This is a genomic window from Micrococcus sp. CS26, from assembly GCF_055522295.1.
Map to the genome: position 1 here is coordinate 102,085 of NZ_JBVFVY010000003.1, position 15,066 is coordinate 117,150.

The 15,066-nt window shown below is 73.4% G+C and carries 13 protein-coding genes; 4 read left to right on the forward strand and 9 right to left on the reverse strand.

Translation table 11 applies throughout. The features are described from left to right. Positions 1 to 57: 57 nt before the first annotated feature. From ACZ1IK_RS02250 to rsmI, 4 genes are all read right to left on the reverse strand, one after another. Complete coding sequence (locus ACZ1IK_RS02250) at positions 58 to 1,869, reverse strand: ABC transporter ATP-binding protein (RefSeq protein ID WP_465098289.1); 1,812 nt, start codon at positions 1,867 to 1,869, stop codon at positions 58 to 60. Between the two features lie 33 nt (positions 1,870 to 1,902). Then, positions 1,903 to 2,856 carry a TatD family hydrolase gene (locus tag ACZ1IK_RS02255; RefSeq protein WP_465098290.1) on the reverse strand — a complete coding sequence of 318 codons (954 nt, stop codon included), beginning with the start codon at positions 2,854 to 2,856 and terminating at the stop codon, positions 1,903 to 1,905. Between the two features lie 119 nt (positions 2,857 to 2,975). Continuing rightward, a complete protein-coding gene (locus tag ACZ1IK_RS02260; RefSeq protein ID WP_065573326.1) occupies positions 2,976 to 4,463 on the reverse strand; it encodes an NAD-dependent succinate-semialdehyde dehydrogenase in 1,488 nt (495 codons plus the stop codon). 183 nt (positions 4,464 to 4,646) lie between these two features. Further along, positions 4,647 to 5,504, reverse strand: a complete 858-nt coding sequence (gene rsmI, locus ACZ1IK_RS02265) for a 16S rRNA (cytidine(1402)-2'-O)-methyltransferase (protein ID WP_465098291.1) — start codon at positions 5,502 to 5,504, stop codon at positions 4,647 to 4,649. 96 nt (positions 5,505 to 5,600) lie between these two features. On the opposite strand from rsmI, the gene ACZ1IK_RS02270 reads away from it, so the two are divergent. After that, entirely contained in the window at positions 5,601 to 7,214 is a 1,614-nt protein-coding gene (locus ACZ1IK_RS02270; protein ID WP_465098292.1) for a dolichyl-phosphate-mannose--protein mannosyltransferase, read from the forward strand. A gap of 68 nt (positions 7,215 to 7,282) precedes the next feature. Continuing rightward, a complete protein-coding gene (locus ACZ1IK_RS02275; protein ID WP_465098293.1) occupies positions 7,283 to 9,121 on the forward strand; it encodes an AMP-dependent synthetase/ligase in 1,839 nt (612 codons plus the stop codon). 77 nt (positions 9,122 to 9,198) lie between these two features. Here the strand turns inward: ACZ1IK_RS02275 and ACZ1IK_RS02280 are convergent, their stop codons facing one another. From ACZ1IK_RS02280 to ACZ1IK_RS02290, 3 genes are read right to left on the reverse strand one after another with little or no spacing between them, the layout of a single operon-like run. Then, positions 9,199 to 10,419 (reverse strand): TIGR01906 family membrane protein, encoded by a 1,221-nt coding sequence (locus tag ACZ1IK_RS02280; protein WP_073115930.1) that lies wholly within the window; start codon positions 10,417 to 10,419, stop codon positions 9,199 to 9,201. Positions 10,420 to 10,466: 47 nt separating this feature from the next. After that, positions 10,467 to 12,026: an adenosylhomocysteinase gene (gene ahcY / locus ACZ1IK_RS02285; protein WP_239664519.1), complete on the reverse strand. Its 1,560-nt coding sequence runs from the start codon at positions 12,024 to 12,026 to the stop codon at positions 10,467 to 10,469. A gap of 45 nt (positions 12,027 to 12,071) precedes the next feature. Then, positions 12,072 to 12,374, reverse strand: coding sequence for a DUF3499 family protein (locus ACZ1IK_RS02290; protein ID WP_020628239.1), 303 nt, complete (start codon positions 12,372 to 12,374; stop codon positions 12,072 to 12,074). A 62-nt stretch (positions 12,375 to 12,436) separates the two neighbouring features. Here ACZ1IK_RS02290 and ACZ1IK_RS02295 point away from each other — a divergent pair, with 62 nt between their 5' ends. Beyond that, positions 12,437 to 12,982: a hypothetical protein gene (locus ACZ1IK_RS02295; protein ID WP_465098294.1), complete on the forward strand. Its 546-nt coding sequence runs from the start codon at positions 12,437 to 12,439 to the stop codon at positions 12,980 to 12,982. A 55-nt stretch (positions 12,983 to 13,037) separates the two neighbouring features. On the opposite strand, the gene ACZ1IK_RS02300 is transcribed toward ACZ1IK_RS02295, so the two are convergent. After that, on the reverse strand, positions 13,038 to 13,559 hold the full coding sequence (locus ACZ1IK_RS02300; protein ID WP_465098295.1) for a WhiB family transcriptional regulator: 522 nt from the start codon (positions 13,557 to 13,559) through the stop codon (positions 13,038 to 13,040). Between the two features lie 170 nt (positions 13,560 to 13,729). Between ACZ1IK_RS02300 and ACZ1IK_RS02305 the strand changes: the two genes are divergently transcribed. Further along, the gene (locus ACZ1IK_RS02305) at positions 13,730 to 14,353 is read left to right on the forward strand and encodes a hypothetical protein (RefSeq protein ID WP_248074017.1); all 624 of its coding nucleotides are present in this window, start codon (positions 13,730 to 13,732) and stop codon (positions 14,351 to 14,353) included. A 27-nt stretch (positions 14,354 to 14,380) separates the two neighbouring features. On the opposite strand, the gene ACZ1IK_RS02310 is transcribed toward ACZ1IK_RS02305, so the two are convergent. Next, on the reverse strand, positions 14,381 to 14,941 hold the full coding sequence (locus tag ACZ1IK_RS02310) for a GtrA family protein (RefSeq protein WP_002854495.1): 561 nt from the start codon (positions 14,939 to 14,941) through the stop codon (positions 14,381 to 14,383). Positions 14,942 to 15,066: the final 125 nt, after the last annotated feature.

Sequence of the window (15,066 nt, forward strand, 5' to 3'; positions counted from 1 at the left end):
CGCGAGTCTATCGGGGCGCCGGACGGGGTAGCCTGGACGCAGCGGCGCGGGCTCCGCTCAGGTGGAGAGGTCACCGAGCCGGACGAGCTCGCGGAACTCGGGGCTCGTCTCCTGCAGCCCGGCGAACGTGCCCTGGCCGATGATCCGACCGTGGTCCATCAGCACGATCTGATCGCAGCGCTTGACCGTGGAGAGACGGTGGGCGACCACGATGACCGTGATCCGGCCGCGCAGCGACTCGATCACCTCGGTCACCCGGCGTTCCGTGAGGTTGTCGAGGGCCGACGTCGCCTCGTCGAGCACGAGGAGGCGGGGGCGCCGGAAGAGCGCGCGCGCGATGCCCAGGCGCTGGCGCTGGCCGCCGGAGACGCCCACGGCCCCTTCGCCGATCACGGTGTCCAGGCCGTCGGGGAGCTCGTCCAGCCACTGGCCCAGCTGGGCTTCGCGCAGCACGCGCTCCACCTCGGCCCGGTCCGCCGTCTGGGCGGCCTCGACGTCCAGGAGCACGTTGTGCAGCACCGTCCCGTTGACCACGGTGACGGACTGCGGGACGAACGCCACGTTGTCCCACCAGCCGCGCGGGTTGGCCTCGAGCTCCACCCCGTCCACGTAGACCCCGCCGCGCTGGGCGTGGTGGAAGCCGATGACCAGGTCCACCAGGGTGGTCTTGCCGGCACCGCTGCCGCCCACGAAGGCGTACGAGGAGCCGAAGGGGATGCGCAGGTCGATGTCGCGCAGGACCGGCTCGGTCTTGCCGGGGTAGGTGAAGGACGCGTCCCGCACCTCGATGGCCTCCTCGAACGTGATGCGTTCGTAGGGCCGGTCCGCCGCGTGCAGGACCGGCTGCGCGGCGGCGAGCTCCGCCGTCGTGCGCTCGAAGGCCGGCCAGGACGTGCGGATCTCGTTGGTGGTGGCCATGAGCGCGGCCATGGACGGCAGCACGCGGAAGCCGGCCATCGCGAGCAGGGCGAGCGAGCCGAACGCCTCCCCGCCGCGGCCCTGGACGAAGGCCACGGCCACGAGCGCCGCGATGGCGGCCACGAAGGCGACCTCGAGCACGTAGCGCGGCATCATCGTGAGGATCATCTTGAGCCGCGTGGCTTCGGCGCTCTCCGCGCGGGCGGCCCGGTACTCCTCCATGAAGGCCGAGTCGTTGCCGCGGATCTTCACGTCCTTGTAGTTCTCCAGGCCCTGCAGCGCCGCCGTGTTGGCCCGCTCCCCCGTGGTCACCAGGGTCCAGCCCAGACGCGAGGCCGGGCGGCGGATCACGGTCTTGATCACCCAGGCGACGGCGAGGAAGTACAGGGCCATCCCGAGCCCCGTCAGCGGCATGGAGACGCCCACCACGACCGCCACCGCGACGAGCGTCACGGCCTCCGTGAGGAACGTGACGGACGCGTTCACCACGCCCGTGTACGCCATGCTGGAGGTGCCGGTCACGTTGTTGACCAGGGTGCCCACGGTGCGTGTCAGGTGCAGGCCATAGTCAGCCCGGAGGTAATAGCGCAGCAGCGTGGCGGACGTGCGGATGAGGTTCTGGTTGGTGAACCCCATGGTCCACCAGCGGAACGCGAGCACCAGGATCGCCTTGAGCAGGAAGGCCAGCACGATCACGACGGCGAAGGCCACCGTCTGCTCCGGCACCGTCACGGCCCCGAACCGGGCCAGCAGCCCTTCAAGGACCGGGGAGCCCAGCTCACCCGAGGTCAGCAGGCTGACCAGCGGAATGATCGAGGCGAGCGCCACCATCTCGAGGCCGGCCACGAGGACGGACCCGAGGACCACGAACACGAGGCGGATCCGCATGGGGCGGTCCACCAGGTACTGCGTTCCCTCGGGCAGCCGGGCTTTGAGGAGTCGGGTCAGCACGTCGCTCATCCTAGGGGCCGGGTCTGGATCGGCTTAGAACGCCCCGTACACTCGGGCGGTGTTCTCGCTCACCGCGCGGGCGAGGGCCGCCACGTCGTCGCCGCGCGTCTCCGCCATGCCCCGCAGCGTCAGCGGGATCAGGTAGGGCGCGTTGGGGCGGCCCCGGTGCGGATGCGGCGTGAGGAAGGGCGCGTCCGTCTCCACGAGCAGCAGCTCGGCCGGGGCGATCCGCAGCGCCTCGCGCAGCTCGTCGTTGGCCTTGAAGGTGACGGGGCCGGCGAAGGACATGTGCCAGCCCTGCTCGGCGCACGTGCGGGCCAGATCGGGGCCGCCGGAGAAGCAGTGGAACACCACGTGCGGGGGCAGCCCGCCGTCGGCCGCCTCCTCGAGCAGGATCCGGACGACGTCGTCGTGCGCGTCCCGGTCGTGGATCTGCAGGGCCGTGCCGAGTTCGCGGGCGAGCCGGATGTGCCGGCGGAAGGACTCCTGCTGCGCCGCGTGGCCGGCCTCGTCCTGCGTCCGGAAGTAGTCGAGGCCCGTCTCTCCCACCGCGCGCACGCGGGGGTGGCGGGCGAGCTCCGTGATCTGCGCGAACGCCTCCTCGAACTCGCCGCGCTCGGCCAGGCGGGCCGCGTCGTTGGGGTGCAGCGCCACGGCGCCGAGCAGGCGGGGCTCGGCCTCGATCGCCGCGATCGTGAACCGGGCCGAGGCGACGTCGCAGCCCACCTGGACCGCACCGACCACGCCCACGGCCTCCGCCGCGTCCATCGCCTGGTGGACGTCCACGCGGACCAGGCCGTCGCGGAAGTCGAGGTGCGTGTGGTTGTCCACGACGGGCACCGGCAGCGGCTCGGGTGCGGGCGGGTACTCGAGGCGCCGCCGACGTCCCGACTTCTCCTCCCGCGCGTCGCGGCGGGGGCCGCCGTCGTCGTCCGGCTGCGGGGCGGGGGCGCGGTAGGCGAGGGGGGTCTCGGATGCGTGGGCCATGCACCCCACTCTAGGGAGCCGAGCCCGGGCCGCTGATACGCCTCGGGGGCGGTATCGGGTGGTATCCACGTCGGATACCACCCGATACCGCCCCCGGAGGACACGGCTCGGCGAAGAGGTCAGGCCTTCGCGGCCGCCCACGGGTCGGCGATGCCGATGTACTGCACCGAGGTGTACTCCTCGATGCCCTCGGCGCCGCCCTCGCGGCCCAGGCCCGACTGCTTCACGCCGCCGAACGGCGCGGCCGGGTTGGAGATGACGCCCACGTTGTAGCCCATCAGGCCGAACTCGATGCTCTCGGCCACGCGGTACATCCGGGCCTGATCCTTCGTGAACACGTAGGAGGCGAGGCCGTACTCGGTGTCGTTGGCCATCTCGATGGCCTCCTCCTCGGAGGAGAAGGTCACGATCGGGGCCACCGGGCCGAAGATCTCCTGCTGGAGGATCGGGTTGCCCTTCTCCACCTTGATCGCGGTCGGCGCGTAGAAGTAGCCGTCGCCCTCGATCTTGTGGCCGCCGGTGAGCACCTCGCCGCCGGCCGCCACGGCGTCCTGGACGAGCTGGTCGATGTCGTCGCGCGCGCCCTCGTCCACGATCGGGCCGAGGGTGGACTCCGGGTCGGTGCCGCGCAGGGGCTTGAGCGCCTCGAGCTTGGCCACGAACTTCTGCGTGAACTCCTCGGCCACGTCCTCGTGCACGAGGAAGCGGTTGGCGGCGGTGCAGGCCTCGCCCATGTTGCGCATCTTCGCGGCGAAGGCGCCCTCGACGGCGGCGTCCAGGTCCGCGTCCTCGAAGACGATGAGCGGGGCGTTGCCGCCGAGCTCCATGGAGGTGCGCAGCACGTTGTCCGCCGCGTCCTTCATGAGGCGCACACCGACCGGGGTGGAGCCGGTGAAGGACACCTTGCGCAGCCGCCGGTCCTGCAGGATCGGGCTGGAGATCGACGAGGCGGAGGAGCCCGCCACGACGTTGAGCACGCCCTTGGGCAGGCCGGCCTCCTGCATCACCTGCGCGAACAGCTGGGTGGTCAGCGGGGTCAGCTTGGCGGCCTTGAGGACCATGGTGCAGCCGGCGGCGACGGCGGGGCCCACCTTGCGGGTGGCCATGGCCAGCGGGAAGTTCCACGGGGTGATCAGCAGGCACGGGCCCACCGGGCGATGGTGCACCTGCATGCGCAGGGTGCCCTCGGGCACGGTGAGGGTGCGGCCGTAGTGGCGGCCGGCCTCCTCGGAGAACCAGCGCAGGAAGCCGTTGCCGTACGTGACCTCGCCGCGGGCCTCGGCGAGCGGCTTGCCCATCTCGAGGGTCATCAGCAGCGCGAAGTCCTCGGCGCGCTCGTTGATCAGGTCGTAGGCGCGGCGCAGGATGTCGGCGCGCTCCTTGGCCGGGGTGCGGGCCCAATCGGCCTGCGCGGCGCAGGCGGCGTCGAAGGCGGCCATGGCGTCGTCGGAGTTCGCGTCCTGCAGGCTCGCGATGACCTTGCCGGTGGCCGGGTCCTTCACGTCGAAGGTCTTGCCGGAGGAGGCATCGCGCCACTCGCCGTCGATCAGTAGGCCGGTGGGGACGGACTCCAGCAGCGCCTTCTCGCGCTCAGCGGTCACGGTCATGATGCACCTCTTTCGGGGTCGGTGGTCGGAGGCGGCGCGCCCCGCGTCCCTCAGGGGAACGGGTGGACGGGCACGGGTATTCCGACGCCGTCCGGCGGCGGTCGGCAGCGGCTCCACGGCTGATCCTAGCCAGGCCCCGGGGCCGCGCCATCGCGCATGAGCATCTGTGTAGCCGGGGACGTGTCAGCCCCGGGCCGCGAGCACCGCCTGGTAGAGCTCCCGGCTCCGCATCCCGTGGGCTCCGGCCACCGCCGCCACGGCCTCCTTCAACCGGGTGCCGGACTCCACCAGCACCGCCACCTCGGCGACGGCGTCCGCCTCGGACGCCTCGCCCTCGGCGCCGGGGGCGGCCGGCCCGATCACCAGCACGATCTCCCCGCGGATCCCCTCCCCCGCGTGCCGCTCCGCAGCCCAGGCATGCACTCCGGCCGCGGTGCCGCGCACCACCTCCTCGTGCAGCTTGGTGAGCTCGCGGGCCACGCACACCGGCCGCTCCGCACCGAGGACCTCCACGACGACGGCCAGCGCGTCCGCCAGACGCTGCGGCGACTCGAAGGCGACCACGGTGCGGGCCTCGGTCAGCAGGGAGGTGAGCCATCGCCGTCGTTCCCCGTCCTTGCGGGGGACGAAGCCGTCGAAGGCGAACCGGTCCGTCGGCAGGCCGGAGAGGGCGAGCGCGGTGGTCACGGCGGAGGGGCCGGGCGCACACGTCACGGGCAGCCCTGCGGACACCGCGGCCGCCACGAGCCGGTACCCCGGGTCCGAGACCGTGGGCATGCCCGCGTCCGAGACCACCGCCACCGTGGCACCGCCGCGCACCTGGTCCAGCAGCCCCTGAGTCGAGGCCGCCTCGTTGTGCTCGTGATGGGCCACCACCCTGCCCGTCGGGGTGACGCCCAGACCGGCGCACAGGCGCCGCGCGGTCCGGGTGTCCTCGGCGGCGATCACATCCGCCTCCGCCAGCAGCTCACGCAGGCGCGCGGACGCGTCCCCGAGGTTGCCGATGGGGGTGGCGGCCAGGACGATGCGGCCCTCGGGCATGGGACGACCTTTCGACGGACGGACGGCTGCCCCGAGCCTACGGCCCCGGTCACCGTGCACGTCTCGCCGTCCACCCGTCCCCCTAGCATGGAGCCCGTGCCCGCCACCGCCCTCGCCCCCCGCCCCGCCGCCGTCGCGGCCGACGACGGCCCCTTCGGCGTCGCCGCCCTGCGCGCCCGCCTCGGGGTGAGTGCGGCACCCCTGACGCGGTGGCACTGGATCCTGCCGCTGCTGGTCACGGCGATCGCCGGCGTCCTGCGGTTCACGAACCTGGCCCACCCGGACCAGCTGATCTTCGACGAGACCTACTACCCCAAGGACGCCTACGCCCTCCTGGAGTCCGGCTACGAGCGGCGGTGGGACGAGGACGTCAACGACGCGTTCGCGCGCGGCGAGGCGGAGCCGCTCGAGGGGGCCGCCTACGTGGTGCACCCGCCGCTGGGCAAGTGGCTGATCGGCCTGGGCATGCTCGCGTTCGGCCCGGACAACGGGGTGGGCTGGCGGTTCAGCGCCGCGGTGGCCGGCACGCTGTCCGTCCTGCTGGTCGCCCTCGCCACGCAGCACCTGCTGCGCTCGGTGTCCCTGGGCGCGGTCGCCGGGCTGCTGCTGGCCGTGGAGGGCCACCACCTGGTGATGTCCCGCATCGGGCTGCTGGACATCTTCCTCTCGTTCTTCGTGCTCGCGGCCTTCGCCGCGCTCTTGGCGGACCGCGTCCACGGGCGGCGGCTGCTCGCGGCGCGGCTCGCCCACGACGTCGCCCGGCGGGGACGCGACGCCCTGGCCAGCGGGCCGTGGCTCGGCTGGCGCCCGTGGCGACTGCTGGCGGGCGTGCTGCTGGGCGCCGGCTGCGCCGTGAAGCTCTCCGGGCTGGCGTTCATGGCGGCCTTCGGCCTGCTCACGGTCCTGTGGGACATGTCCGCGCGCCGGACCGCCGGGGTGCGGCACTGGGCGTGGGCCGGCATCGAGAAGGACGGCCTGTACGCGTTCGTGGCCGTGGTGGGCGGCGGCCTGGTCGCCTACCTGGCCTCGTGGACCGGCTGGTTCGTCACGGAGGGCGGCTACTACCGGGACTGGCACCGGGACAACCCGTCGGAGGGCGTGCTCGCCGGGCTGGTCCCCGGCCCGCTGCGCTCCCTATGGCACTACCACGTGGAGTCCACGACCTTCCACCAGGGCCTCACCAGCCCCCACGACTACGCCGCCAACCCGTGGACCTGGCCGTTTATGGGCCGGCCCGTGAGCTACTACTACGAGGGTGCAGAGCCCGGCGAGGGGATCTGCCCGGCGGACGCCGCGGGCGCGTGCTCGGCGGCCATCACGGACATCGCCAACCCGTTCGTGTGGTGGACGGGCCTGGCCGCCGTCCTCGTGTGCGTGTGGCTGCTGGTGCGCCACCGGGACTGGCGGGCCGGCGCCCTGCTCGGCGCCTACGCGGCCGGGCAGCTGGTGTGGTTCCTGTGGCCCGAGCGGACCATGTTCTTCTTCTACACGATCGCCTATGAGCCCTTCCTCGTGATGATGATCGCCCTGGCGCTCTCGCTGCTGCTGCGGCCGGGCCGCCGGCCCGGGCCCCGCTGGGGCTCGGCCCTGGTGCTGGCGTACGTGACGATCGCCGTCGCCGTGTCCCTGTTCTTCCTGCCCGTCTGGATCGGCGACGTCATCCCTTACGACCAGTGGCGCTGGCGGATGTGGTTCAGCAGCTGGATCTGACGGCCGCGTCCCCGGGCGCGGGTGTGCCGACCGCGCGCCGCACGCCCGGAAGTGGATACCCTCGGACCGTGCAGAACCAGAGCCCCGTCCATGAGTCCGCCACCGAGCTCGTCGGCATGCCGCCGGCGGACTCCAACATCACGGACCTGATCGTCGCCTCCTGTGCCGACCGGCCGGACGCCCCCGTGTACGCCGTGCGCAACGGCGCGGGCGGCTGGGTGGACGTCCACTTCACCGCGTTCCTCACCCAGGTGCGCGCCGTGGCGGCCGGCCTCATCGCCCGCGGCGTCCAGCCCGGGGACCGGGTGGGCCTGTTCTCCCCCACCTCCTACGCGTGGGCCGTCCTCGACCAGGCCGTGTGGTTCGCCGGCGCCGTCTCCGTGCCGATCTACGAGACCTCCTCGGCCCACCAGGTGGAGCACATCGTCACGGACTCGGGCCTGCGAGTGGTCGCCGTCGGCAGCGAGGAGCTCGGCGAGCGCGTCGCCGAGGCCGCCGGGCACGCGGGCGTGGACGTGGCGACGTTCCCGCTGACGGACGCCGGACTGGCGGAGCTGGCCGAGGCCGGCGCGTTCGTGTCGGACGACGCCGTCGAGCACGCCCGCTCCCTGGCGACCCTCGCCAGCCCCGCCTCGATCGTCTACACCTCCGGCACCACCGGCCGCCCGAAGGGCGCCGTGATCACGCACGGCAACTTCGTGGGCGCGGCCATCAACGTGCTGCACTTCGCGCGCGAGGTGGTCCAGTGGTCCCCGGAGACGACGACGTCGCGCACCCTGCTCTTCCTCCCGCTGGCCCACGTGCTCGCCCACGCCGTCCAGGTCATCTGCCTGTACGCCCGCATCCAGGTGGCCCACTCCGGTTCCCCGGCCACGCTGCTCGGCGACCTCGCCTCCTTCCACCCCACGTGGCTGCTGGCCGTGCCGCGCGTGTTCGAGAAGGTCGAGGCCGGCATCGAGGCCAAGGCCCAGAAGGGCGGCACCGGGCCGATCTACGCGGCCGCCAAGCGCACCGCCATCGAGTGGTCCACGGCCGTGGACGAGGCCGAGTTCGGGGACGGCCCCGGGCCTTCGGCCCTGCTGCGCGCCCGGCGCGCGCTGTTCGACCGGCTGGTCTACCGCAAGATCCGGGAGGCCCTCGGCGGCGAGGTGATCTCGTGCGTGTCCGGCGCGTCCGCCCTCTCCCCGGAGCTGGTGCACTTCTTCCGCGGCGCCGGCATCCCGATCGTGGAGGGCTACGGCCTCACGGAGACCACCGCGCCGGCCACCGTGAACATCCCCGGCGCGCACCGCGTGGGCACCGTGGGCCTGCCCGTGGCCGGGGTGACGGTGAAGATCGCCGAGGACGGCGAGATCCTCATCCGCGGCCCCGTGGTGTTCGACGGCTACCACGGCATGCCGAAGGCGTCGGCGGAGGTGATGGAGGACGACTTCTTCCGCACCGGGGACATCGGCGCGCTGGACGAGCACGGCTTCCTGCGGATCACCGGCCGCAAGAAGGACGTGATCATCACCGCCGGCGGCAAGAACGTGTACCCCACGCCCATGGAGGAGGCGCTGCGCCAGCACCGGCTCATCGAGCACGTCGTGGTGGTCGGCGAGAACCGCCCGTTCGTGGGCGCCCTCATCACCCTGGACACCGAGGCCTTCACCCAGTGGGCCCTGGACCGCGAGCTCAGCCTCACGCCGGCCGAGGCCGCGACGGACCCCACCGTGCTGGCCTCGATCCAGGAGGCGGTGGACCAGGTCAACGCGGGCGTCTCCCGCGCCGAGTCCATCCGCCGCTTCCGCATCCTGGACCACCCGTTCACCGAGGACTCCGGGCACGTCACCCAGTCCCAGAAGCTCAAGCGGGCCCAGGTGATCGAGGACCACGCCGAGGACGTCGAGGCCCTCTACCGTCGCTGACCTCGCGCCCCCGGACGACGACGGGCCGGGAGGACGCCTCGTCCTCCCGGCCCGTTCCCGGTGCCGTCCGGCGGCGGTCAGCGCACCACGGCGTCGTCCTCCCGGGCCCACCGCAGGCGGGTCCGCAGCAGCTGCTCGCGGCGGTCCGCGCTCAGCTCACGACGGCGGCGCGTAGGCCACGTGAGCACGAGCGTCACGAGGGACGCCAGGAGGGTCACCAGCCCGACCACCACGGCCGCGTCCACCCAGAATTGCTGGGGGTAGAGACGGATGAGGGCGTCCCGCACGGAGAACGTCCACGTGCCGTCCGCGAAGAACAGCGAGTGGAACCCGGCGAAGAACGTCTCCCAGCCCAGCACCGCCATGACCGCGAGCGCGATCACCGCGAGCGGCAGCCACACGGCGCCGGCGAACAGGCCGCGGCGCACCCCGCCGGGGCTGGTGCGCAGCAGGGACGCGATGAGCAGGGCGCACACCACCACGAGCACCACGAGCGCCGCAGTGGCGATCCACAGCACGGTCTTCACGTCCGTCATGTGGTCGACCTCGACCTCGGTGAACAGGGGCGCGCCCTGGTGTGTGAGGCTGCTGAGGTACCGCGGCCCGGCCAGGTTGGTCACGTAGTCCAACCCGGCGGAGCCGTAGTGCATGCGGTCGGCGAGGGTGAAGCCGAACCGGTCCGCGGGGAACCCGGGCCGGTGGTACTCCAGCCACAGGAACACCGGGCTCGCCACGAGGCGGACGGCGGCCAGCAGCAGGGCGAGCGGGGCGAGGACCGCCAGCAGCACCTGCGCCAGGCGCGGACCCGCCTTGGGCAGGCGCGCGCGCTCCTCCGGCGTGGGGCCCTGCAGGGCCGCCGCCTGCGCCGCGGGGGCGGCGGTGCCGTCCTCGGGGTAGCGGTCGACCGGGGCGGCTGTCCTCGAACCCGCCGGGCGGGCCCCGACGGCGGCGCTCAGCGGGCCGAGCTCGTCGGCGCCGGGCAACGGCCGCCGGCCGCCCTCGGGCACGGCCCGGGAGGCGACGATGTCGCGGTCGGCGTCCGCGACCGGGCGGCCGGCGTCGCGTCGGTCCGCGGCCGCCGCGTCCCCGCCGCGCAGCGCGGCGAGGTCCTCGGGGCTGAGCGCCGAGGTGTGCTGGGCGCCGCCGTCGTCGTCCCGGCCCATGGCGGGCAGCGCCTGGGTGCGGTTCGGATCGTCGGCGGCGTCGTCCTCGACGAACGCGCCGTAGTCCAGCCCGGATTCGAAGTCCTCCGCCCCGGCGCGCTCGTCGCGCCCGCGGCCGGCCTGATGGGAAGCCATGCTCGTGCCTCTCTCGAGTGGGTCCGTCCGCCCGCGGGCGCCGGGGATCAGTAGCGGTAGTGGTCGGCCTTGTAGGGGCCGGCCACGTCCACGCCGAGGTACTCGGCCTGGGCCTTGGTCAGCTCGGTCAGCCCGACGCCGAGGGCGTCCAGGTGCAGGCGGGCGACCTTCTCGTCCAGCACCTTGGGCAGCGTGTAGACGCGCTTCTCGTAGTGGTCGCCGGTCAGGGCGCCGGTGCCCGTGGAGCCGCCGAAGAGCTCTATCTGCGCCATCACCTGGTTGGTGAAGGACGCGCTCATCACGAACGAGGGGTGGCCGGTGGCGTTGCCGAGGTTCAGCAGGCGGCCCTCGGAGAGCACGATGATGCTGCGCTCGGCCTCCGTGCCGCCGTCCAGGGTCCACTCGTGGACCTGCGGCTTGATCTCGGTCTTCACGACGCCGGGGATGCGGGCCAGGCCGGCCATGTCGATCTCGTTGTCGAAGTGGCCCACGTTGCCCACGATGGCCTTGTCCTTCATGGCGGCCATGTGCTCGGCCATGATGATGTCCTTGCCGCCGGTGGTGGTGACGAAGATGTCGCCCTCGCCCACCACGTCCTCGAGGCGGGCCACCTGGTAGCCGTCCATCGCGGCCTGCAGCGCGCAGATCGGGTCGATCTCCGTGACGATCACGCGGGCACCCTGGCCGCGCAGGGCCTCGGCGGCACCCTTGCCGACGTCGCCGTAGCCGCAGACCACGGCGACCTTGCCGCCGATCAGCACGTCCGTGGCGCGCATGATGCCGTCCGGCAGGGAGTGGCGGATGCCGTACTTGTTGTCGAACTTGGACTTGGTCACGGCGTCGTTCACGTTGATCGCCGGGAAGAGCAGGCGGCCCTCCTGCGCCAGCTGGTAGAGGCGCAGCACGCCCGTGGTGGTCTCCTCGGAGACGCCGCGCAGGGTGCCGGCGGTGCGGGTCCAGTGCTGCGGGTCGCGGGCCAGCGAGCGGCGCAGCGTCTCGAGGATGATCCGGTACTCCTCGGGATCGTCCTCGGTGGCGCTGGGCACGGCGCCCGCGGCCTCGAACTCGACGCCCTTGTGCACCAGCAGGGTGGCGTCGCCGCCGTCGTCCAGGATCATGTTGGGGCCGCGCTCCGGATCCTCGTCCGCGCCCGGCCAGGTGAGGATCTGCGAGGCGGTCCACCAGTAGTCCTCGAGGGACTCGTTCTTCCAGGCGAACACCGGCACGCCCTGCGGGTCCTCGGGGGTGCCCGAGCCCACGACGACGGCGGCGGCGGCCTCATCCTGCGTGGAGAAGATGTTGCAGGAGGCCCACCGGACCTCGGCGCCGAGGGCGATGAGGGTCTCGATGAGCACGGCGGTCTGCACGGTCATGTGCAGGGAGCCGGCGATGCGGGCGCCCTTCAGCGGCTGGGCCTCCCCGTACTCCTCGCGCAGGGACATCAGCCCCGGCATCTCGTGCTCGGCCAGGCGGATCTGGTGGCGGCCCGCCTCGGCCAGGGACAGGTCCCGGACCGTGAAGTCGAACGAGGCACCGGGCACGGTGGTGCGGTTGGCGAAGGCCGGGTCGACGTCGGGGGTGCGGAACTCTGCGGAGGTCTCAGTCATGCCCTCCAGCCTAGCGAGGCCCCGGACGGCACGACACGTGCCGCGTCAGTCCCCGTCACGCACCACGCGCAGCCCGGGGCGGGCCGGCGGGACGGCCATGGGCCGGGTGGGGACCGTGCGCACGCCGCCGTCCGCGTCGACGGCCTCGTAGTGCTCGGGCAGCTCCAGCCGCAGCACCTCCCAGCCGCGCGGGGCCGTGGTGCGCCGAGCGTGCTCGCCGCAGAGGTCGTACGTGTGCGGCTCCGCCCGGCGCGACAGGGGCCCGATGACCACCTGCGAGTCCGCGTAGTTGTACGTCAGCGTGGCCAGGGCAGGGCTCTGGCATCCGGTCTTGCTGCAGCGTCGCATGGGTCCCACGCCCGCCACCCTACTCGGCGGACGGCCCGGGGCGGTGGCCTACCATGGCGCGCATGACCCCGTCCGCCTCCTCCGATCCCCTCGACCCCCTGCCGTTCCGGGCGGGCGACGCCGCGGGGGCCGAGCCGGGTGTCGAGGGCGGCCCGGCCGAGGCCGGCGTCTCCTCCCCCACGGGGCGCGGCGGCCGGGACCGCCGTGGCCGAGGGCTGCGGCATCCGCGCCCGTTCGGTGCGCGCTCGGAGCGGGGCCGGGGCGAGGCGCTGCTGACCGCCGTCGAGAAGGCGGTGGACCGGCTGGGCTCCCTGGACGCGCCCGGGCTGCGGCACGTGACCGCGCGGGTGGAGCGCATCCCGGACCGGCTCGACGAGCGGCTGCGCGAGCTGCACGCCGGCCGGGAACGGGATGAGGAGGCGCTGTTCGCGCGGGCCGAGCGGCAGGGCCGGGACGGGGTGCTGATCACCCTGTTCGAGCGGCCGCTGCGGGACGCGGCCGACCCGGCCGACCTCGAGGGGGCCGTCTACGGGGTGGCGCTGAGCCGTTGCGCCGACGCGTTGGGCGTGGACCCGCAGGTGCTCGACCCCAGCTGGGGCCGCGGCTGAGCCCGGACCGGGCGGTCCGCGCCGGGCACCGCACCCGGTGGACGGGCGCCGTGCCTCAGGCGCGGGCGCGGCGCAGGCGGCGACGCTCGCGCTCGGAGAGCCCGCCCCAGATGCCGAAGCGCTCGTCGTTCGCCATGGCGTACTCCAGGCACGCGTCCTTGACGGTGCAGGCCTCGCACACGCGCTTGGCGTCCCGCGTGGAGCCGCCCTTCTCCGGGAAGAACGCCTCGGGGTCCGTCTGCGCGCACAGGGCGTCCGCCTGCCAGGCCAGCTCGCCCTCGACGGGCTCGGTGGTCACGCCCGGGATGGCGGCCCAGTCGGCGGAGACGGGCACGGCCTCGACCGGACGCGCGTCACCGGGGAAGAGGGCGGTGACGGTGGCGGTCGGGGTGCCGGTCTCGCCGTCGAGGTCGTGGGCGGTGAGGAAGGCGGTCGCCTGGCCCTCGAGGCTCGCACCGGAGACGTCGGCCTGCGGGTCGGCGGGATCCAGGAACCAGTCGCTGGGGACGCTCCGCGGACGAGGCGCCGGCGCGGGATCGGCGCGGTGCGCGTCCTCGACTCGCTGGGTCTGCTCCATGTGTAACGCCTCTTCCCGGGATCGACGTGGCGGTGTGGGCCGGGTGACCATGCGGTCCGCGCGGGTGCCGGGCAATCCGGCGGGCCCCTCCTGGCGGGACCGTTGGCCCGGGTTCATTACATCGGTGTGATTCATGCCGAGTCAAACCGAGCGGGTGCCACACTGGGCCCATGGTCTCCCTCTCCGCACCCCGGTCCACCGGCCCCCTCGTGCTCCGCCTCGCCTCCTCCCCGCGGCCCGCGCTCGTCCAGGAGCCGGGGGCCCCGGACGAGCCCGGCGCGGTGGACCAGCGCATCGAGCTCTCGGGCCGTGTGACCGTGAACTGGGCCGCCAAGTTCGCGGGCCTGCTCGGCGCCGAGGGCGTGGGGGCGGGCGACGCCGTCGCCCTGGACCTGCCCGTCCACTGGCTCTCCCACGCCCTCGCCCTCGGCGTGCTCTGCGCCGAGGCCGAGCCCGCCCTCGAGGGCGACTCCCCCGCCGCCGTCCTCACAGACCGGCCCGAGGCGTGGCCGGACCCGTCCGTGGCCGTCTTCGCCGTGGCCCTGCCGCGCGGCCTCGAGCCCGAGTTCGACGGCCCGGCCGCCGATCCGGCCGTCGTGGACGTGGCCGCCGAGATCCGCGCCCAGCCGGATGCCCTGCCCGGCCCCGTGGATCACGTGCGGCCCGCGTCGATCCCGGCCGGGGCCGACGTCGCCCCGGACGACGACGGCCCGCGCCCCCGCCTGACGTGGGCGGGAGTGCGGGCCGCGCTGGAGGCGTGGGACGCGGGTCGGGCGGTGACCGTGCGCCCCTGACGGGGCGGCGGGGTCAGGCCGGGGCGCTCAGACCCCGGCGTCGGGGGTACGGTGCCGGCCGCGCGGACGCAGCTGGTCCTCGCGCAGCACGGGCATCTGGCCGGTGATGATCGCGAGGTCGTTGGCGAAGCCGGGCTCCACGTCCAGCTTCTCCTTGAACACCCAGAACCGGTAGGCGAAGTAGCGGAACACGGTGCCGAAGAACAGGCCGATCACGTTGCCGGCGATGAACAGGCCGGTCGGGTCGGTCACGCCCAGCAGGTACTGCGCGATCGCCACGCAGCCGGCCTGGATGCCCAGCCCGATCGCGTTCATGATCAGGAACATCACGAGCTCGCGCGTCTTGTTCGAGGAGCGCTTGTCCCGGAACGTCCAGTAGCGGTTGGCGACCCAGCTGAACAGGGTGGCGACGACGCCGCCCACGATCTTGGCCTTGACGTTGGACCCCTCGAGCGGGCCGGTCATCATCCACCAGAAGACGAGCGAGTCCACCACGAACGCGGCCGCACCGACGGTGCCGAACTTGGCCACCTCCCGCCACAGCAGGGAGGCCATCCCGGTCAGGCGGCCCCAGAGATCGGACAGCATGGGCGTGGACTCCTCGGTTCGGGACGGGGGTGTGCACGCGGGCCGGACCCGCGCAGGGCTGGGGAACACTGTAGCCGCGCCCCCGGCGCGCGACCTCCTCGGATCCGGCGTCGGCCGCCCCTCCG

Excerpts from the sequence above, each read along its gene's own strand:
- ACZ1IK_RS02255 (WP_465098290.1), bottom strand. The coding sequence starts at position 2,856 with ATGGCCCACGCATCCGAGACCCCCCTCGCCTACCGCGCCCCCGCCCCG.
- ACZ1IK_RS02260 (WP_065573326.1), bottom strand. The coding sequence starts at position 4,463 with ATGACCGTGACCGCTGAGCGCGAGAAGGCGCTGCTGGAGTCCGTCCCC.
- rsmI (WP_465098291.1), bottom strand. The coding sequence starts at position 5,504 with ATGCCCGAGGGCCGCATCGTCCTGGCCGCCACCCCCATCGGCAACCTC.
- ACZ1IK_RS02280 (WP_073115930.1), bottom strand. The coding sequence starts at position 10,419 with ATGGCTTCCCATCAGGCCGGCCGCGGGCGCGACGAGCGCGCCGGGGCG.
- ahcY (WP_239664519.1), bottom strand. The coding sequence starts at position 12,026 with ATGACTGAGACCTCCGCAGAGTTCCGCACCCCCGACGTCGACCCGGCC.
- ACZ1IK_RS02290 (WP_020628239.1), bottom strand. The coding sequence starts at position 12,374 with ATGCGACGCTGCAGCAAGACCGGATGCCAGAGCCCTGCCCTGGCCACG.
- ACZ1IK_RS02295 (WP_465098294.1), top strand. The coding sequence starts at position 12,437 with ATGACCCCGTCCGCCTCCTCCGATCCCCTCGACCCCCTGCCGTTCCGG.
- ACZ1IK_RS02300 (WP_465098295.1), bottom strand. The coding sequence starts at position 13,559 with ATGGAGCAGACCCAGCGAGTCGAGGACGCGCACCGCGCCGATCCCGCG.
- ACZ1IK_RS02305 (WP_248074017.1), top strand. The coding sequence starts at position 13,730 with ATGGTCTCCCTCTCCGCACCCCGGTCCACCGGCCCCCTCGTGCTCCGC.
- ACZ1IK_RS02310 (WP_002854495.1), bottom strand. The coding sequence starts at position 14,941 with ATGCTGTCCGATCTCTGGGGCCGCCTGACCGGGATGGCCTCCCTGCTG.